The sequence below is a fragment of the Flavobacterium pasteuri genome, from assembly GCF_048286615.1.
Taxonomy (GTDB): domain Bacteria; phylum Bacteroidota; class Bacteroidia; order Flavobacteriales; family Flavobacteriaceae; genus Flavobacterium.
Window position 1 is genome coordinate 348095 of sequence record NZ_JBLVPN010000001.1, and the last position, 19182, is coordinate 367276.

General features: G+C 35.1%; 15 protein-coding genes. 12 read left to right on the forward strand and 3 right to left on the reverse strand.

All coding sequences use genetic code 11. The features are described 5' to 3' along the window. Positions 1-108 precede the first annotated feature (108 nt). The 8 genes from gdhA to ACNQF6_RS01695 all read left to right on the forward strand — a co-directional run bounded on the left by gdhA (position 109) and on the right by ACNQF6_RS01695 (position 10199). Positions 109-1452, forward strand: coding sequence for an NADP-specific glutamate dehydrogenase (gene gdhA / locus ACNQF6_RS01660; RefSeq protein ID WP_417962641.1), 1344 nt, complete (start codon positions 109-111; stop codon positions 1450-1452). A 133-nt stretch (positions 1453-1585) separates the two neighbouring features. Continuing rightward, positions 1586-3868, forward strand: coding sequence for a type IX secretion system anionic LPS delivery protein PorZ (gene porZ, locus ACNQF6_RS01665; RefSeq protein WP_417962643.1), 2283 nt, complete (start codon positions 1586-1588; stop codon positions 3866-3868). 54 nt (positions 3869-3922) lie between these two features. Continuing rightward, entirely contained in the window at positions 3923-4636 is a 714-nt protein-coding gene (recO, locus tag ACNQF6_RS01670) for a DNA repair protein RecO (protein WP_417962645.1), read from the forward strand. Positions 4637-4746: 110 nt separating this feature from the next. Beyond that, positions 4747-5211, forward strand: coding sequence for a hypothetical protein (locus ACNQF6_RS01675; protein ID WP_417962647.1), 465 nt, complete (start codon positions 4747-4749; stop codon positions 5209-5211). Next, the gene (locus ACNQF6_RS01680; protein WP_417962649.1) at positions 5201-5404 is read left to right on the forward strand and encodes a helix-turn-helix transcriptional regulator; all 204 of its coding nucleotides are present in this window, start codon (positions 5201-5203) and stop codon (positions 5402-5404) included. The genes ACNQF6_RS01675 and ACNQF6_RS01680 overlap by 11 nt, the downstream gene beginning before the upstream one ends. A gap of 266 nt (positions 5405-5670) precedes the next feature. After that, a complete protein-coding gene (gene ileS, locus ACNQF6_RS01685) occupies positions 5671-9129 on the forward strand; it encodes an isoleucine--tRNA ligase (protein WP_417962651.1) in 3459 nt (1152 codons plus the stop codon). A 7-nt stretch (positions 9130-9136) separates the two neighbouring features. After that, positions 9137-9517: a TraR/DksA family transcriptional regulator gene (locus ACNQF6_RS01690; protein ID WP_417962653.1), complete on the forward strand. Its 381-nt coding sequence runs from the start codon at positions 9137-9139 to the stop codon at positions 9515-9517. Between the two features lie 85 nt (positions 9518-9602). After that, positions 9603-10199, forward strand: a complete 597-nt coding sequence (locus ACNQF6_RS01695; RefSeq protein WP_099714109.1) for a lipoprotein signal peptidase — start codon at positions 9603-9605, stop codon at positions 10197-10199. Positions 10200-10261: 62 nt separating this feature from the next. Here the strand turns inward: ACNQF6_RS01695 and ACNQF6_RS01700 are convergent, their stop codons facing one another. Genes ACNQF6_RS01700 through ACNQF6_RS01710 form a run of 3 tightly spaced genes read right to left on the reverse strand, consistent with a single transcriptional unit; the run spans position 10262 to position 12042 of the window. After that, entirely contained in the window at positions 10262-10459 is a 198-nt protein-coding gene (locus ACNQF6_RS01700; protein WP_131990566.1) for a hypothetical protein, read from the reverse strand. Positions 10460-10502: 43 nt separating this feature from the next. After that, positions 10503-11069 (reverse strand): 5-formyltetrahydrofolate cyclo-ligase, encoded by a 567-nt coding sequence (locus ACNQF6_RS01705; protein ID WP_417962655.1) that lies wholly within the window; start codon positions 11067-11069, stop codon positions 10503-10505. Continuing rightward, complete coding sequence (locus ACNQF6_RS01710) at positions 11059-12042, reverse strand: succinylglutamate desuccinylase/aspartoacylase family protein (RefSeq protein WP_282714198.1); 984 nt, start codon at positions 12040-12042, stop codon at positions 11059-11061. Before ACNQF6_RS01710 ends, ACNQF6_RS01705 begins: the two co-directional genes overlap by 11 nt. Before the next feature lie 127 nt (positions 12043-12169). Here ACNQF6_RS01710 and uvrC point away from each other — a divergent pair, with 127 nt between their 5' ends. From uvrC to hppD, 4 genes are all read left to right on the forward strand, one after another. Further along, on the forward strand, positions 12170-13969 hold the full coding sequence (gene uvrC / locus ACNQF6_RS01715; RefSeq protein ID WP_417962657.1) for an excinuclease ABC subunit UvrC: 1800 nt from the start codon (positions 12170-12172) through the stop codon (positions 13967-13969). A gap of 74 nt (positions 13970-14043) precedes the next feature. Then, positions 14044-16242 carry a patatin-like phospholipase family protein gene (locus ACNQF6_RS01720; RefSeq protein WP_417962659.1) on the forward strand — a complete coding sequence of 733 codons (2199 nt, stop codon included), beginning with the start codon at positions 14044-14046 and terminating at the stop codon, positions 16240-16242. 189 nt (positions 16243-16431) lie between these two features. Beyond that, on the forward strand, positions 16432-17589 hold the full coding sequence (locus ACNQF6_RS01725; protein WP_417962661.1) for a homogentisate 1,2-dioxygenase: 1158 nt from the start codon (positions 16432-16434) through the stop codon (positions 17587-17589). A 204-nt stretch (positions 17590-17793) separates the two neighbouring features. Continuing rightward, complete coding sequence (gene hppD / locus ACNQF6_RS01730; protein ID WP_417962663.1) at positions 17794-18954, forward strand: 4-hydroxyphenylpyruvate dioxygenase; 1161 nt, start codon at positions 17794-17796, stop codon at positions 18952-18954. Positions 18955-19182 lie beyond the last annotated feature (228 nt).

A 19182-nucleotide genomic window follows, 5' to 3' on the forward strand; every position in this document is an offset into this window, starting at 1 on the left:
AAGATAATTCTATTTAGAAATTAAAAAAAATAGAGTCCGAATATTTTTATAAAATGTATCTTTGTATATTATAACGAAATCGTTTTCTTAATTAATTATTTATAATCTATGTTACTAAAAATAAATGATTTTATGGCTCAAGTTGAGGCCAAGAATCCAAATGAACCTGAATTTATTCAAGCTGTTAGGGAATTTGCAGAGACTGTAATTCCATTTATTGCAGAGCAAAAAAAATACGACGGAAAAAATTTGCTTCTCAGAATAGCGGAGCCGGAGCGTTCAATTATATTTCGTGTTCCTTGGGTAGATGATAAAGGAGAAATTCAGGTAAATAGAGGTTTCAGAATTCAAATGAATTCAGCAATTGGACCTTACAAAGGTGGAATACGTTTTCACCATACTGTAAATTTATCTGTTCTAAAATTTTTGGCTTTTGAGCAAGTATTCAAAAACAGTTTGACTACTTTGCCAATGGGTGGAGGAAAAGGAGGGTCAGATTTTGATCCACAAGGAAAATCTGATGGAGAAGTAATGCGTTTTTGCCAGTCTTTCATGACTGAATTGTGCAGACACATTGGACCACAATTAGATGTTCCTGCTGGAGATATCGGAGTTGGAGCCAGAGAAATCGGATATTTATTTGGTCAATACAAGAGAATAAGAAATGAATTTACCGGAGTTTTAACTGGAAAAGGATTGGCTTATGGAGGTTCTTTAATCAGACCGGAAGCAACAGGTTACGGAGTAGTTTATTTTGCAGAACAAATGTTGAATACTATTGGTCAAAACATCAAAGGAAAAAGAGTTTCTATTTCTGGATTTGGAAACGTTGCTTGGGGTGTAGCCTTGAAAGTAAATGATCTAGGAGGGAAAGTAGTTACTATTTCTGGTCCTGATGGTTATATTTATGACGAAGAAGGAATTTCTGGAGATAAAATTGATTTTATGCTTGAATTGAGAGCAAGAGGAGATAATAGAGCCGAAGCCTATTTAGAAAAATATCCAAATGCAGTTTTCCACAAAGGGAAAAGTGTATGGGAAGTAAAAGTTGATGTTGCAATACCTTGTGCTACTCAAAATGAGTTGAATGAGGAAGATGCTAAAAAGTTAATTGCAAATGGTGTTATCTGTGTAACAGAAGCAGCAAATATGCCATGTACACTAGAGGCAATCAAACAATTCTTGAAAGCTAAAGTACTTTTTGCGCCAGGAAAAGCAGCAAATGCTGGTGGTGTAGCAGCATCAGGATTAGAGATGACTCAAAACTCTATTCGTTTGAACTGGACCAGTGAAGAAGTAGATTCAAGATTAAAAGAAATCATGGTTGGCATACACAATCAGTGTAAAAGATATGGTACTGATGAGGAAGGCTATGTAAACTATGTAAAAGGTGCAAACATTGCCGGATTTGTTAAAGTAGCTGATGCTATGCTAGCTCAAGGAGTGGTATAAATCAGATTTATTATAATTTAAAAAGCCTTTCACCATTCCGAAGCTCGGGATTGGATGAAAGGCTTTTTTTTGCGTAACAAAATGCTAAGACTTTCGTTTGTTCTATATTTGTAAACCAATATTGATGCGAATAATGAAAAAGAGCCTTTTATATTTTTTTCTTTTTATCCAAATGGGTTTTGCCCAAAGTAACTTGTCGTGGCGAGGTTATTTCTCTTACAATGAAATTAAAGATGTATCAGAATCTGGAACGGCTGTTTTTGCAGCATCCGAAAATGCTTTATTTTCAAAGAATTTAGCAACAAACGTAATTAAAACTACCAATACTATTGACGGGCTTTCTGGACAAACAATTTCATCGGTATACCATAGCACATCATTCAATAAAACAATTGTTGGTTACGAAAACGGACTGATAATAGTGATTAATGAAGCTGATGGAAGTATGCTGAATGTGGTCGATATAATCAACAAACAACTTCCTCCGAATATCAAAAAAATTAATCACTTCATGGAATTTGAAGGTATTGCCTATGTTTCCTGTGATTTTGGAATTGTTCAATTTAATTTGGCTGCCATGCAATTTGGGGACACTTATTTTATTGGCGACAACGGAGCCGAAATTAGAGTGAATCAAACAGCACTTTTTAACGGATTTATTTATGCTGCTACAAATAGCGGTATAAGAAGAGCCAATAGTTCTAATAAAAATTTAATCGATTACAAGCAATGGGAAACTATTGCTACGGGAAACTGGTCAAGTGTAGTGACTTTTGGTACGGATTTGTATGCCATTAATGCTGCGGGATACATTCATAAATTTAATTCGGGTTCTAGTTCTTTTGCAGGATTTATTACTCTTTCTCAGTCTTCTCTAGACATGAGAGCAACAGTAGATTATTTGATAGTGACAACTTCTAGGAGTGTTTATATTTACAACAATCAAATGGCTTTGGTGCGTCAAATAAATACAAATCAAATTACTGATAGTAATACAAGTTTTACTTGTGCAACTATAATAGGAAATGCTATTTTTATTGGAACAAAAGAAGATGGATTGATTACAGCTTCGCTTTCTTCGGCAGGAACTTTTGAGAATATAACACCTATTGGTCCTTCGCGTAACAATATATTTGCGCTTCAAGCCACGACAAGTGCACTTTGGACGGTTTACGGAGATTATTCAGCAGATTATAATCCATATCCCTTAGATAGTTACGGTATCAGTAAATTTAGCGCAACCGGATGGTTGAATATTCCTTATGAAGAAGTTTTAGGAGCACAATCGATGACCAGAATTACGGTTAATCCAAGCAATGAAAATGAAGTATACGCAAGTTCTTTTTTCTCTGGTTTACTAAAAATAGAAAATGATATCCCTACAATTTTATACAATCAAACCAATAGTGGCTTAGAGTCTTTGACCTTTGCGGGTCCTACTTATATAGATATCAGGGTTAACGGAACGGCATTTGACAAATTAGGAAATCTTTGGGTTACTACCAGCCGAATAAAAAACGGATTGAAAGTATTTAAATCTAATGGTCAATGGCAAAGTTATGATATGGAAAATATTCTGGATTCGGCTATTGATAATAATTTTGGAACAATTGCCATTGATAAAAATGGAACTAAATGGCTTTCAACGAGTGAAAATGGGGTTGTTGGTTTTAATGAAAGTAGCAATGTATTCAAAAAAATAACAACAGGACCAGATACCGGAAATTTACCTATTTCAAATGTGAAAGTAGTTGCAGTAGATACTAGAAACCAGCTTTGGATAGGAACAACAAAAGGATTGCGGGTTTTGCCGAATGTAGGCAGCTTTCAAACAGAAGACCAGATGACAGCTAATCCCATTATTATTTTAGAGGATAATCTGGCACAAGAACTCTTGTACGAACAATTTATTACTGATATTGCTGTTGATGGAGCAAACAATAAATGGATTGGTACTGCTGATTCAGGTTTGTTTTTGGTCTCACCAAACGGTCAGGAAACCAAATATCATTTTACGATAAATAATTCGCCGTTACCAAGCAATGTGATCAATGACATTGATATCAATAGCGCTACGGGCGAAGTTTTTATAGCTACTGCTAAAGGGTTAGTTTCTTTCAAAGGAACTGCGACTGCGCCAAATGATGATTTAAGTAATGCCTTGGTGTATCCAAATCCAGTGCGGCCAGAATACCAAGGAACGGTTAAAATTGCCGGATTACTAGATAAAGCCAATATTAAAATCACCGATATTGAAGGAAATTTGGTTTATGAAACCATTTCTGAAGGCGGGACAATAGAATGGGATACCACTGCTTTTGGGAAATACAAAGTCGCTTCCGGTGTGTATATGATATTTATTTCGGCACAAGACGGAGTAGAAACCAAAGTTAAAAAAGTAATGATAATCAGATAATTTAGAAGAATGAATTTTTCAATCTTTAATTTTTTCAATCTTTAAATTAAAATTGTGCTCGTAAAAACCAAAGCCATCGTTCTTTCGTCTTTAAAATTTCAAGAAAAAAGCTTGATTGTGAAATGTTTTACGCTGTCTCATGGTTTGAAATCGTATTTCGTTCGCGATGCTTTTTCGAGCCGAAAAGCCAATCAAAAAATCGCCTATTTTCAGCCGTTGACCATTCTCGAAATTGAAGCGGTTCACAAAAATAAAGGGACTTTAGAAAATTTCAAGGAAATAAAAATTGCCTCAGCTTTTCATTCGATTCATTCAGATATTTATAAGAGTACTATTGTGATGTTTATCTCAGAAATGCTACATCATTCCATTCACGAAGAAGAAACAAATGAGCATTTGTTTACGTTTCTGGAAACCGCATTGCATTGGCTCGATAATCATGATGAAATTGCTAATTTTCATCTGATTTTATTATTGGAAACTACAAAATATTTGGGTTTTTACCCTGACATTTCCGACATGGATATGCCTTTTTTCGAAATGAACGAAGGTATTTTTACGCCTTTTCATGCCGTCAGCTCACTTACGGAACATGAAAGTAATTTGTTTAAAAAACTGATCGATTTGAGATTCGATAACAATCAAAAAACATTTCATGTCATTGAAAGACAAATCGTTTTGAGAATATTAATAGATTACTACAGTTTTCATTTAGATGGCTTTAAAAAACCAAAATCACTTGATGTTTTAAAAGAGGTTTTTTCATAGGACAAAAAAATTTCTTCGTAATTTAATTTTGCATCAAAAAGTAAAGTATATTTGTCTTTTAATCAAGTTTGTTGTTCTTTATGGAAAGCAAGCTTTAAATAATTTATTTTATGGAACCAAAAGCTAAACAAGAAGGAGATATTGAAAAAATTGATAAGTTTACAGGTTATCAATTGCCTAATAAATTTAAAATTGTTGGTTTGGTGTTATTTATTACTTCGATTTTATCAATTATTACGTCTCTTAAGCTTTATATGTTAGATATTAAGTACCACGAATTATTTGAAAGAATCGCTTTGTCAGGTTCAGTTTTAGGATTGCTTATAATTTCAATTTCAAGAGAGAAAATTGAAGATGAATTAATTGGAAAAATCAGAATGCAATCCTATAATTATGCTGTAATAGTGACAGTGCTAATCTATTTAATATTGCCATTTATTCACTTTACCATTGTATCCATTTTTTCATCAATGCCTAAAATAGAAGGTAGTAAGGACGTTTCGGTATTAGGTGTTTTGCTTATGGCACAGATTTTTACTTTCCGCAAGTTAAAAAAAGCGTATAATGAAGAATAGACTAAAAGTTGAACGCGCCATTTTAAACTTAACCCAAGAAGAATTAGCGGACAAAATAGGCGTTTCTAGGCAAACGATAAATTCAATTGAAACCAATCGTTTTGTGCCATCAACGGTTCTGGCATTAAAATTATCAAGGTTTTTTGGAAAACCAGTTAATGATTTTTTCGATCTGGATGATGATGACAAATAAGGGTTAAATACTTTAAATTCCTAAGAAATTCTATTGAATAAAAGTCTTTAAAAACAAATATACTTTACAAGATTCAGTAGAAATTAAAGGTCAAAAAGTCAAAATCACTGGACGTTTTAAAAGAAGTCTTTGCTTAAAATAGAATGTTTTCGAACTTAAGATGAGTTTTATCGAATTCTCTAATCAATTTCGTCTATTTTCTCTCATCTTTTCTTTCTTTTATTCAAAATTCCTTACTTTCGCACCTCGATTTAGAAAAGGATAAAATGAGCACAAAATTTACTGAATACAAAGGACTTGACTTACCAACTGTGGCGTCAGAAGTTCTAGATTTTTGGAAGAAAGAAAATATATTCGAGAAAAGCGTAACCACTCGTGAAGGAAACCCTCCATTCGTGTTTTTTGAAGGGCCTCCTTCGGCAAATGGATTACCAGGAATTCACCACGTGATGGCGCGTGCCATTAAAGATATTTTTTGCAGATATAAAACTCAAAAAGGGTTCCAAGTAAAGCGTAAAGCGGGCTGGGACACCCACGGTTTGCCTGTGGAATTAGGTACTGAAAAAGAATTAGGAATCACCAAAGAAGATATTGGAAAAACGATTTCCATCGAAGAATACAACGAAGCGTGTAAAAAAACCGTGATGCGTTATACGGATGTATGGAATGATTTGACCGAAAAAATGGGGTATTGGGTAGATATGGAAGATCCGTATGTGACCTACAAATCCAAATACATGGAAACGGTTTGGTGGATTTTGAAACAAATCTACAACAAGGATTTGATGTACAAAGGCTACACAATTCAGCCATATTCTCCAAAAGCAGGAACAGGATTGTCTTCTCACGAAGTGAACCAGCCGGGAAGTTACCGTGATGTTACGGATACGACAGTTGTGGCGCAATTTAAAGTGATTGACGCGCACAAAGAATTATTGTTTTCAAAGTTTTACGATTACATCAGTTCTAATAATTTACTGCATTATAAGTTAGAAGCGTTGGATTTAGACGAAATCTTTATCCTAGCTTGGACAACCACGCCTTGGACATTGCCAAGTAATACGGCTTTGACTGTAGGTCCAAAAATTGAATATGCTTTAGTAAAAACATTCAATCAGTATACATTTCGTCCCGCAACATTAATTTTGGCTAAGAATTTAGTTGGAAAACAATTCGGGAAAGGTTTCTTTGAAAGTACAGAACCTGCTGATTTTGAAAATTTCGCAGCAGGCGACAAGAAAATCCCATATCAGGTTTTGGCGGAATGCAAAGGAGCTGATTTGGTTGACATTCGTTACGAACAATTAATGCCATTAGTGCTTCCGTATCAAAATGCTGAAAATGCTTTCAGAGTAATTTCAGGAGATTTTGTAACTACTGAAGATGGAACAGGGATTGTGCATACATCGCCTACTTTTGGTGCAGATGATGCAAAAGTGGCTAAAGAAGCAACACCAGAAATCCCGCCTATGTTAGTTCTTGACGAAAATGGAACTCCGGTTCCCTTAGTAGATTTACAAGGAAAATTCACTTCGCATGTGGGGGAATATGCCGGTAAATATGTGAAAAATGAATATTATAACGAAGGTGAAGCACCGGAACGTTCTGTAGATGTTGAAATCGCCATTCGATTAAAAGAAGAAAATAGAGCGTTTAAAGTAGAGAAATATGTCCACAGTTACCCACATTGCTGGAGAACAGACAAACCTATTCTATATTATCCTTTGGATTCTTGGTTTATAAAAATCTCTGAAGTTAAAGACAGAATGTTTGACTTGAACGAAACCATCAACTGGAAGCCAAAAGCGACTGGAGAAGGACGTTTTGGGAATTGGTTGAAAAATGCTAATGACTGGAACTTATCACGTTCAAGATTCTGGGGAATTCCATTACCAATTTGGAGAACCGAGGACAAACAAGAAGAAATCTTAATAGGTTCTGTTGAAGAGCTATACAATGAAATTGAAAAATCTATCGCTGCAGGTTTCCAAAAAAACAATCCTTTCAAAGGTTTTGAAATTGGAAATATGGCGGAGTCCAATTACGATTTAGTTGATTTGCATAAAAATGTAGTCGATGAAATCACTTTGGTTTCGGCTTCTGGAAAACCGATGACGCGAGAAGCAGACTTGATTGATGTTTGGTTTGATTCCGGTTCCATGCCTTATGCGCAGTGGCATTATCCTTTTGAAAACAAAGATAAAATTGACCAAAATAAAGATTTCCCTGCTGATTTCATCGCAGAAGGAGTGGATCAGACGCGTGGTTGGTTTTATACGTTGCACGCCATTGGAACATTAGTTTTTGATAAAGTGGCCTACAAAAATGTAGTTTCAAACGGATTGGTTTTAGACAAAAACGGACAAAAAATGTCCAAACGTTTAGGAAATGCCGCAGATCCATTTGAAACCTTAAAAGAATACGGTCCAGATGCGACGCGTTGGTATATGATTTCCAATGCGAATCCTTGGGATAACTTGAAATTTGATTTAGAAGGAATTGCTGAAGTACGCAGGAAATTCTTTGGAACCTTGTACAACACGTATTCGTTCTTTAGTTTGTATGCTAATATTGATGGTTTCAAATTTGAAGAAGCGGAGATTCCGTTGAACGAAAGACCGGAAATTGACCAATGGATTATCTCAGAATTGAATACTTTGATAAAAGATGTTGATGGCTATTATGCTGATTATGAACCAACAAAAGCCGCTCGTGCAATTTCAGAATTTGTACAGGAAAATTTAAGCAATTGGTACGTTCGTTTGTGCAGAAGACGTTTCTGGAAAGGGGAGTATGCACAAGACAAAATCGCGGCGTATCAAACTTTATATACTTGTTTGTTAACCATAAGTAAACTGGGTGCGGCAATCGCTCCGTTCTTTATGGATAAACTTTACAGAGATTTAACTTTAGCGACACAGTCGGAAAAATACGACAGTGTACATTTGGCGGAGTTTCCAATTTCGGTTGAAAACTATGTTGATAAAACGTTAGAGAGTAAAATGCAGAAAGCACAGACCATTTCATCATTAGTTTTATCACTCCGAAAAAAGGAAATGATAAAAGTGCGTCAACCGTTGCAAAAGGTAATGATTCCAGTACTTGATGAGAATCAAAGAGCTGAAATTGAGGCTGTTTCTGACCTCATAAAAGCAGAGGTAAACGTGAAGGAAATCGTACTTTTGGATGATGCTTCTGGTGTTTTGGTGAAGCAGATTAAGCCTAATTTTAAGACACTCGGACCCCGTTTTGGAAAGGATATGAGTTTGATTTCTAAGGAAATACAAGGGTTTTCAAAAGAGCAAATCAGCCAATTAGACAAGGAAGGAAGTCTGAATATTGTTATTGCAGGAAATAACGTAATTTTAACTTTAGAAGATGTAGAAATAACATCACAAGATATTGAGGGTTGGTTAGTAGCCAATTCAAACGGAATAACGGTTGCGCTTGACATTACAATTTCTTCAGCATTAAAACAGGAAGGGATTTCCAGAGAATTAGTAAACAGAATTCAGAATATTCGTAAAGATTCTGGATTTGAAGTTACTGATAAAATTAAAGTTCAATTGAAGAGAAATGGAATTTTAGAAGAGGCGATTCTTGAAAATGAAGCGTACATAAAATCAGAAACATTAACCAGCGATTTGGTTTTTGTAGATGAATTAGAAAACGGTACAGAAATTGAATTTGACGATATAAAAACAATGATTTTAATTTCAAAATAATATAAAGATGGTAGATGAAGCAACAAGGTACTCTGACGCTGATTTAGCAGAGTTCAAAGAAATAATCCTGAACAAAATTCATAAAGCACAAGCTGATTTAGATCTGATAAAAAGTGCCTACATGAACGATTTAAATAACGGGACTGACGATACTTCGCCAACATTTAAAGCTTTCGAAGAAGGAAGCGAAACAATGTCTAAAGAAGCAAACTCACAACTAGCTATTCGTCAGGAGAAATTCATTCGTGATTTGAAAAATGCACTCTTTCGTGTAGAAAATAAAACGTACGGAGTTTGTAAAGTTACAGGCAAACTAATTGGGAAAGAGAGATTAAAAATCGTTCCTCATGCAACAATGAGTATTGAAGCAAAGAACTTGCAACGATAAACCTCTTGTTAAACAATATTTAACGCTCCATTGGGAGCGTTTTTTTTGATTAAATTGTTATTTTTGCGCCATTAAAATTTATAAAATGTCATTACGAAAAGCGTATCTCCTTATTTTTATCTTATTGCTTGTTGATCAAGTTTCTAAAATTTACATAAAAACTAATTTTATTTTAGGTGAAGAGGTTGAAGTATTCAAATGGTTCAAAATTCTGTTCATCGAAAACGAGGGAATGGCGTGGGGAGTTCAAATCCCTGGGGCTTATGGAAAATTATTTTTAACTCTATTTAGAATCGCCGCTGTTGGTGGAATTGGATATTGGTTATGGGATTCAGTGAAAAAGAAGAGTTCAGATTATTTAATTGTTGCGATTTCTTTAATTCTTGTTGGAGCTTTCGGGAACATCATCGATTCTGTTTTTTACGGAGTTATTTTTGATGACAGTCAACAACAATTAGCTACTTTATTCTCGGATCAACCTTATGGAACTTGGTTTCACGGAAAAGTAGTTGATATGCTTTATTTCCCTTTTTGGCACGGAACTTTACCAAGTTGGTTGCCTATTTGGGGCGGAAAAGAATTTACTTTCTTCAACGCTATTTTCAATGTTGCCGATATGGCGATTTCAACAGGAGTTGGAATCTTGATTTTTTTTAATAAAAAAGCATTTCATCACAATTAGATTCATAATTATTCACACTATAAAAAAAGACCTGTTCATTAATTTGAACAGGTCTTTTTTATTTAATTTTTATTTTGTCCGGGTGCGTAACGTTTAGCACTTTTTCCTCCATATATTTTTTTAGCTTGTCCTGGCGGAAGTTTCTTAGCTTTATAAGTAGATCTGCTGGTTCCGGTGTGGATGCTACAGTTTGAAAATGAAACTGCAAATAGAATAACCATAACGCTTACGGCAAATCTTGAATTTTTAAATGTTCTCATAACTTGATTAGATTTTATCTGTTGCTAAAGTACGGATTAAAAATTAAAATAAGTGAACTGCATTCGGAGTCACGCAATAGTCTAGCTTTACATCGCATTCAAAAACATCGGTAATCAATTCTTCAGGTTCAAAAAAGGAAAGCCCAATTTTAATTGCATCCGGTTTACATTCAGACAAGAATTTGTCATAAAATCCTTTGCCGTAACCCACGCGATGTCCTTTTTTGTCGAAAGTCAAAAGCGGTACAAAAACCACATCAATTTTCTGTGAATGGACTTCAATACCGTCTATGGGTTCTGGGATATTGTATGCGTTTTTCTTGATTCGGGTGTTGTCCGTCAATAGGAAATGAGTCATATTTCGGGTTGTAAAATCAGCTTTGGAAACAATAATCTCTTTGTCTTTTCCGGATAATAAGTGAAGAATGAATTCAGTATTGACTTCTTTTTGTTCTGTAATAGGTAAGAAAATATGAAAATAGGTTTTCTCCCAAATAGGCAGTGTCAGTATTTTATTGGCAACAGCCAAACTCATTTCCTCAATTTCATTTTCGGAAAGTGCATTTCGTAAGGCTTTGTATTTTTGTCGTAATGCTGTTTTATTCTTCATCCTCTTCATTAGTGTTTGACATGTGGTAAATAGCATCACCTTCGTAAACAATAGGGGAATGATTGGCGTTGATTACGTAACCATCATTTGGCGCTTTAACTTTTCGTTCAAACTTTCCGTATGGATCTGTTATGGTGGCTAGAATTGTTCCCTTTTTTACAAAATTACCAATAGTATTATAATCGTGCAACAATCCGGAACATTTGGCTCTAATCCAGCCTGATTTTTCAATATAGATGGAAGGTGATTTTGGTTTGATTACCGTATGTTTTGGATCTAACATACCAAGGTGAGACAAGAGACGTTTTGCACCATTAACGCCTTCATCGGCAACGGAATTATTAATATCCAGTGATTTTCCTCCCTCAAAAAGAAGCATTTTTACATTCATTTTTTCACTGGAACTTCTGAAAGAACCTGAAATGTTTTTGGAATATAAAGTAAACGGAGCATTAAAAACATCGGCTAATATTTTTAACGGCTCATTGTTCTGAGTGAGGCGTATTTGTGGTGCATTGAAACGGCTGGCGCCACCGGCATGAAAGTCAACAGCATATTGTACAATTGGCATAATCTCCGTTAAAATATGAAAGGCAAACCTGCTTGCTAAAGAACCTGTTTTGCTACCTGGGAAAACCCGGTTTAAATCCCTGCCATCAGGAAATTCTCTGGATTTATTGACAAATCCATATACGTTTATGATAGGAATACAAATGATTGTACCTTTTTTTGGTCGGTTTATTTTCTTACTGATAAGTTGTCGAACGATTTCGACACCATTAATTTCATCTCCATGAATTCCTGCTGAAAAAAGTACGACAGGACCATCGATTTTAGACCGTCTAACAATAACGGGTATGTTTAATTTTGTAGTGGTGTGTAATCTGGCAATTTCGACATTGATAGTTTTGCTCTCCCCGGGAATAATGCTTTCGCCGAAAATTACGATTGGTGTAGTATTGGTTTTTATCATAGGTTCTTGAAAAGATAAAAATAACGATAATAACGAATTAGAAACTAAAATTTTGATAAAATTTTCGGCAGAAAGATTTCAAGAGTATTGATTTGTATTTCGTGATTTTTGAGATTAACTTTGTTACATGAATCCAATTACTTTAGCCTTACAAATTCAAACCTTGCCAGACGGTCCCGGCGTATATCAATATTACGATAAGGAAGGAAAAATTCTGTACGTAGGCAAAGCCAAAAACCTAAAAAAAAGAGTCTCTTCTTATTTTAATAAAATTCATGATACGGCCAAAACTAATGTGCTCGTAAAGAAAATTGTCTCTATAAAACACATTGTTGTTCCTACGGAAACCGATGCGCTGTTATTAGAAAATAACCTGATAAAAACTTTGCAACCGCGTTACAACGTATTGTTGCGGGATGATAAAAGTTACCCGTGGTTGTGTATCAAGAAAGAGCCTTTCTCGCGCATTTTTGCTACCCGAAGAATGGTCAAAGACGGCTCGGAATATTTTGGACCGTACACCAGTTTTAAAACGGTAAGTACTATTTTAGAATTGATTAAAGAGTTGTATCCGCTACGGACTTGCAACTATGATTTGAATAAAAGTAATATCGAAAGCGGGAAATTCAAGGTTTGTCTCGAATATCATATTGGGAATTGCATGGGCCCTTGTGAAGGTCATGAAACTTTAGAAAATTACCAGAAACAAGTGGATGCGATTCGCGAAATTTTAAAAGGGAATTTCAAGGAAAGCATGAAGGATTTCAAGCGTGTCATGACCAATCTGGCTGCTGATATGCATTTTGAAGAAGCACAAAAAATAAAAGAGAAAATAGAAGTTCTGGAAAACTACCAATCACGTTCTACGATTGTAAATCCAAAAATCACCAATATTGATGTCTTTTCGATTGTTTCGGATGAAAGCGCAGCCTATGTGAATTTCCTGCAAATTTCGCACGGTTCGATTATTCGTTCGCACACGATGGAAATCAAAAAGAAACTCGACGAATCCGATGAAGAATTATTAGAATTGGCAATTGTTGAGTTGAGAGAACGTTTTCAATTGTTGTCACGAGAAGTAATTGTTCCGTTTCACGTGGATTTGGGTGAAAACATAAAAATTACCGTTCCACAATTGGGAGACAAAAAGCAAATTTTGGATTTGTCCATTCGGAATGCTAAATTTTACCGAATCGAACAGTTGAAACAATTGCAAATTGTAGATCCAGATCGCCACACGAAAAGAATTATGGCGCAAATGCAAAAAGACTTGCGATTGCCGGTAGAGCCACGACATATCGAATGTTTTGATAACTCGAATATTCAGGGAACGAATCCCGTTGCGGCCTGTGTGGTTTTTAAAGATGGAAAACCAAGCAAAAAAGATTACCGCCATTTTAATATAAAAACGGTCGAAGGACCGGATGATTTTGCTTCCATGACCGAAGTCGTTTACCGAAGATACAAACGATTGCTGGATGAAAATCAACCTTTGCCCAATTTGATAATTATTGATGGTGGAAAAGGGCAATTATCATCAGCGTTGAAAAGTATTGATGAATTGGGTCTTAGAGGAAAGATTGCTATAATTGGTATTGCCAAAAGACTGGAAGAGCTCTTTTATCCGGGCGATTCTATTCCTTTATATTTAGATAAAAAATCAGAAACCTTGAAAGTAATCCAGCAATTGCGAAACGAAGCACACCGTTTTGGGATTACACATCACAGAGATAAAAGGAGTAAAGCAGCACTGAATTCTTCGATAGAAAGCATTCCTGGCATTGGAGAAAAAACAATGCTGACTTTAATTCAGCATTTTAAAAGTGTTAAAAGATTGAAATTAGCGTCAGAAAAAGAAATTTCGGACGTTATAGGTATGTCTAAAGCCAAAAAAATTACCGAATTTTACAAGGCTACAAATGAATGATTAATTTAGATTATTGATATTTGGGCAGATACTATCTGATCTTGCCAAATTCTATTACTACCAAATTGCTGTTTATGAAGAAAATTGCGCTGTTACTCCTTGTTTTTGCTAGTTTGACTGTGTTTTCGCAGGAGCAAAAGAAACCAAAAATTGGTTTAGTTTTAAGTGGTGGCGGAGCAAAAGGATTTGCGCATATTGGAGTTTTGAAAGTGTTGGAAGAAGCTGGTGTCAAGATTGATTACATCGGCGGAACAAGTATGGGAGCCGTTATTGGTGGTCTTTATGCTTCTGGTTATAATGCCAGTCAAATTGATTCTATTTTTCAAGCCACAAATTTCAATGAATTATTAAACGATTTTATTCCCAGATCCTCAAAAAATTTTTACGAAAAAAGAAATGACGAATTATACGCGCTCGTTTTGCCGTTTAATAAAATGAAGATTGGAATTCCGGAAGCATTGTCTAAAGGAATGTACAATTATAATTTATTGAGCAGGATTACTAGAAACGTAAGGCATATCAAAGATTTCAATAAGCTTCCGATTCCTTTTTTGTGTATTGGAACTAATATTGAAACCGGAGAAGAAGTGTTGTTAAATAAAGGGAATTTGGCGCAAGCAATGATTGCCAGTTCCGCATTTCCATCTTTATTTTCTCCTGTGGAAATTGACGGAAAACTGCTTGTAGATGGCGGTGTCATTAATAATTATCCAATTGAGGAGGTTCGAAAATTAGGCGCGGATATTATCATAGGAGTTGATGTGCAAGATGATTTATTAGACAGAAATCAACTTAAAGATGCAACGAGAATTTTGGTTCAAATTACAAATCTTCAATCTATTGAAAGGATGAAGAAAAATGTAAAAGAAACTGACGTCTATATTAAGCCGGATATTAAAAATTACGGCGTAGTATCTTTCGATAAAGGAAAGGAAATCATTAGAAAAGGAGAAGAAGCCACATTTTCCGTTTATGAACAAATAAAGTTGCTGGTTGATGAGTCCAATCCATACAAGAAGCCGAGTCTAAAATTAGCAACAGACAGCTTGCAGATTGTAGATATTAATAGCAATGAATTAGATAATTACACTAAAGAATATGTGATTGGTAAATTAAGGTTTAAACCAGGAGTTAAAACCTGTTATGATGATTTGTTGAAGGGAATAAATAATATCAACGCAACTCAAAACTTCAGTGCTATATCTTATTCACTAGATAAAAATAAAAACGGTGATAATTTAAATTTAACGTTAAAAGAAAACCCTTCAAAAACGTATTTAAAATTTGGAATGCACTATGACAATTTATTCAAGAGTGCTGTTTTGATTAACCTGACACATAAAAAAACTTTTTTTAAAAATGACAGAACTTCTCTGGATATCGTTTTGGGAGATAATATCAGGTATAATTTAGATTATTATATAGAGAATGGATTTAATTTAAGTTTTGGTTTCAAATCGCAGTTCAATCAATTTAATAGAAACGTAGCCAAAGAAATTAGCAGTTTAGATTTAGGTACTTTGGGCATAAATGCTATTAATGTAGATTTTCATGACTTGACAAATCAGGCATATTTTCAATCGCTGTTTGTTCAGAAATTTTTAGTTGGAGGAGGTGTTGAATTGAAATATTTGAAAATAAAGTCAGAGACATTGGCAAATGCGGATCCAATAATTGACAACAGTAGTTACTTAAGTCTTTTTGGTTACATGAAATTTGATTCTTTTGATAATAAATATTTTCCTAAAAAAGGATGGTGTTTCTCGGGAGATATACAAACATATTTGATTTCTTCAAATTATACTGGAGATTTTCAGCCTTTTTCCATTGCAAAGGCTGATTTTGGAGTGGCGGCAACACTTTTTAAAAATACTACTGTTAAATTTAATACAGATGCTGGTTTCTCCTTTGGTAATGAAAGCGTTTCTTTTTTCAATTTTATTTTGGGAGGCTACGGATACAATCCTATAAATAATTTTAAATATTTTTATGGGTATGATTATTTGAGTATTGCGGCCAATAGTTATATAAAATCAACAGGAACTATTGATTATGAGTTTTATAAGAACAATCATTTTAATTTCTCGGCAAACTTTGCTAATGTTGGAGACAGAATTTTCGAAACAGTAGATTGGATTTCAATCCCAAAATATTCAGGTTATGCAGTAGGTTATGGTTTAGAAACAAGAATTGGGCCCATAGAAATAAAACATTCTTGGTCTCCGGAAAATGCAAAAGGACTTACTTGGTTTAGCATCGGGTTTATGTTTTAATTGTAATTTAATTCAATAATAATTCCGATATTTGTTATCATGAAAACAACTTGGAGCGGTTTATTAGGATATCTGCAATTTCTCATCAAGAGGAATCCTGAATAGATTACATTTTTTTTGATTTAATTAAATAAGTTTAGTTCAATATAACTTTAAACTTTTAAACTTTAACTTTTAAGCAAAAAAATCATGCCTTTATATCATAAATTGGGAAATTTTCCCCAAAAAAGACATACGCAATTTGAAAAACCAAATGGTGGTTTATACTACGAGCAGCTTTTTGGAACCGAGGGTTTTCACGGCCATTCCTCATTATTATATCACGTTCATAGACCAACACAAGTAAAGGAAATTCTAAAATCCTATTCGGTTGAGCCTAAAATTGCCATTGGAAAAAACATAAAATCATTGTTATTAAAAGGCTTTGAGCTAAAGCCCGAAGATGATTTTCTGGACAGTCGCAAACCCATGTTAGTCAATAAAGATTGTACGATAGGATTGGCAGCGCCAAGACAATCGTTGTGCAACTATTTCTATAAAAATGCCGATGCCGATGAAATGATTTTCATCCATAAAGGAAAAGGGAAATTGCGCACGATGATGGGAAATATTCCTTTCGAATATGGGGATTACTTGATTATTCCTCGCGGAATGATTTATCAAATTGATTTTGAAACAATCGAAAATAGACTTTTCTATGTCGAATCATTTGCGCCATTTTATACGCCAAAACGTTATAAGAATGAATCAGGTCAACATTTAGAACATTCCCCATTTTGCGAGCGCGACTTTATTTTGCCAACAGAATTAGAAACGCATGATGAAAAAGGAGACTTCCTGATCAAAATCAAAAAAGAAGGAATGATACATGAATTCGTTTACGCCACGCATCCCTTTGATGTAGTAGGTTGGGACGGATATAATTTTCCGTACGGATTCAGCATTCACAATTTTGAACCTATTACAGGTCGCGTGCACCAGCCACCACCAGTTCATCAAACCTTTGAAACAGCAACATTTGTAGTTTGTTCGTTTTGTCCACGATTGTACGATTACCACCCAAAAGCCATTCCGGCTCCTTACAATCACAGCAATATCGATAGTGATGAGGTTTTGTATTATGTAGATGGGGATTTCATGAGCCGCAACAATATCGAGCAAGGACACATTACATTGCATCCAAAAGGCATACCGCACGGGCCCGCACCGGGAGCCATGGAGCGTAGTATCGGTCATACTGAAACTCACGAATTAGCCGTAATGGTCGATACCTTTCGCCCGTTAATGGTCACCGAAGAGGCTATGGGATTAGACGACGGTCAATATTACAAATCTTGGGTAGAATAATAAGGAGCTATTTCCTGCTGTGCACTTTATCTTTTTCTGGTCTCGTTAAAAAAACGAGACCAGAAAAAGGATGCCGTTTCCATCAGGGCTAGGATTTTAGAGTAAATAACAACATTTTTTTAAATTAATAAATCCGCGTAAATCTATTGTATCACCATCAACGGCGTTCCAGAATTAGATGTACCGAATCAAAAAATAAATACCATGTCAAAAGAAGTAAAATCAGTAGAATACGGACTAGAAAAAATATTCGAAGGAGCACAAGATTTCCTTCCGTTATTAGGAACCGATTATGTAGAATTCTACGTAGGAAACGCAAAACAATCCGCACATTATTATAAAACAGCTTTCGGGTACCAATCCTTGGCGTATGCCGGATTAGAAACTGGGGTACGAGACCGAACGTCGTACGTGCTGAAACAAGATAAAATCCGTATTGTACTTACGACACCGTTAACGCAGGATTCTCCAATTCATGAACATTTGAGAAAACATGGTGACGGAGTAAAAGTAGCGGCACTTTGGGTAGAAGATGCCAAAAGTGCGTACGAAGAAACAATGAAACGTGGCGCGCGCTCTTTTATGGAACCTACGGTGGAGAAAGATGAATTTGGAGAAGTAGTACGTTCCGGGATTTATACTTACGGGGAAACCGTACATATTTTTGTAGAGCGAAAAAACTATACGGGTGTTTTCTTACCTGGATATAAGGAATGGAAATCCGATTACAATCCGGAGCCAACAGGATTAAAATACATAGACCACATGGTGGGAAATGTGGGTTGGAACGAAATGAATACTTGGGTTAAGTTCTATGAAGATGTCATGGGATTTGTAAATTTCCTTTCTTTTGATGACAAACAAATTAATACGGAATATTCGGCGTTGATGAGTAAAGTAATGTCTAATGGAAACGGTAGAATTAAATTTCCAATCAACGAACCAGCCGAAGGAAAGAAAAAGTCCCAAATCGAGGAATATCTGGACTTTTATGGCGGGCCCGGAATTCAGCATATCGCTATTGCAACGGATGATATTATCAAAACGGTATCACAATTGAAAGCAAGAGGGATCGAATTTTTATCTGCTCCTCCACATACATATTATGAAGCAATTCCGGAGCGATTGGGAGAGCACATGAAAATGATGAAAGAAGATTTAAACGAAATCGAGAAACTGGCCATTATGGTCGATGCCGATGAAGAAGGATATTTACTGCAAATATTTACAAAACCGGTACAAGACAGACCAACCTTATTTTTTGAAATTATACAAAGAATGGGAGCCAAAGGATTTGGTGCGGGTAACTTTAAAGCGCTATTTGAATCAATCGAGAGAGAACAGCAATTGCGAGGAACGCTATAGAAACGTATTATTTTTACACATTGTGAAAAAATAACCGATGAACAGCGTGTTTTTTTGTAAATGTTGTGTTAAACTTTTTTTTTAACTAAAATAACTGAATTTGTTAGTTACCTTTGCACTCGCAAAAAGGGAAGGGGTGGTTTCCTTCCTGATTTCATATAAATTTCATAGTTTATAGTTTTTTGGTTAGTTAATAGCATAAAAACTCAGTCATTATTTGACTGAGTT

Excerpts from the sequence above, each read along its gene's own strand:
- gdhA (WP_417962641.1), top strand. The coding sequence starts at position 109 with ATGTTACTAAAAATAAATGATTTTATGGCTCAAGTTGAGGCCAAGAAT.
- porZ (WP_417962643.1), top strand. The coding sequence starts at position 1,586 with ATGAAAAAGAGCCTTTTATATTTTTTTCTTTTTATCCAAATGGGTTTT.
- ACNQF6_RS01675 (WP_417962647.1), top strand. The coding sequence starts at position 4,747 with ATGGAACCAAAAGCTAAACAAGAAGGAGATATTGAAAAAATTGATAAG.
- ACNQF6_RS01680 (WP_417962649.1), top strand. The coding sequence starts at position 5,201 with ATGAAGAATAGACTAAAAGTTGAACGCGCCATTTTAAACTTAACCCAA.
- ileS (WP_417962651.1), top strand. The coding sequence starts at position 5,671 with ATGAGCACAAAATTTACTGAATACAAAGGACTTGACTTACCAACTGTG.
- ACNQF6_RS01690 (WP_417962653.1), top strand. The coding sequence starts at position 9,137 with ATGGTAGATGAAGCAACAAGGTACTCTGACGCTGATTTAGCAGAGTTC.
- ACNQF6_RS01695 (WP_099714109.1), top strand. The coding sequence starts at position 9,603 with ATGTCATTACGAAAAGCGTATCTCCTTATTTTTATCTTATTGCTTGTT.
- ACNQF6_RS01700 (WP_131990566.1), bottom strand. The coding sequence starts at position 10,459 with ATGAGAACATTTAAAAATTCAAGATTTGCCGTAAGCGTTATGGTTATT.
- ACNQF6_RS01705 (WP_417962655.1), bottom strand. The coding sequence starts at position 11,069 with ATGAAGAATAAAACAGCATTACGACAAAAATACAAAGCCTTACGAAAT.
- ACNQF6_RS01710 (WP_282714198.1), bottom strand. The coding sequence starts at position 12,042 with ATGATAAAAACCAATACTACACCAATCGTAATTTTCGGCGAAAGCATT.
- uvrC (WP_417962657.1), top strand. The coding sequence starts at position 12,170 with ATGAATCCAATTACTTTAGCCTTACAAATTCAAACCTTGCCAGACGGT.
- ACNQF6_RS01720 (WP_417962659.1), top strand. The coding sequence starts at position 14,044 with ATGAAGAAAATTGCGCTGTTACTCCTTGTTTTTGCTAGTTTGACTGTG.
- ACNQF6_RS01725 (WP_417962661.1), top strand. The coding sequence starts at position 16,432 with ATGCCTTTATATCATAAATTGGGAAATTTTCCCCAAAAAAGACATACG.
- hppD (WP_417962663.1), top strand. The coding sequence starts at position 17,794 with ATGTCAAAAGAAGTAAAATCAGTAGAATACGGACTAGAAAAAATATTC.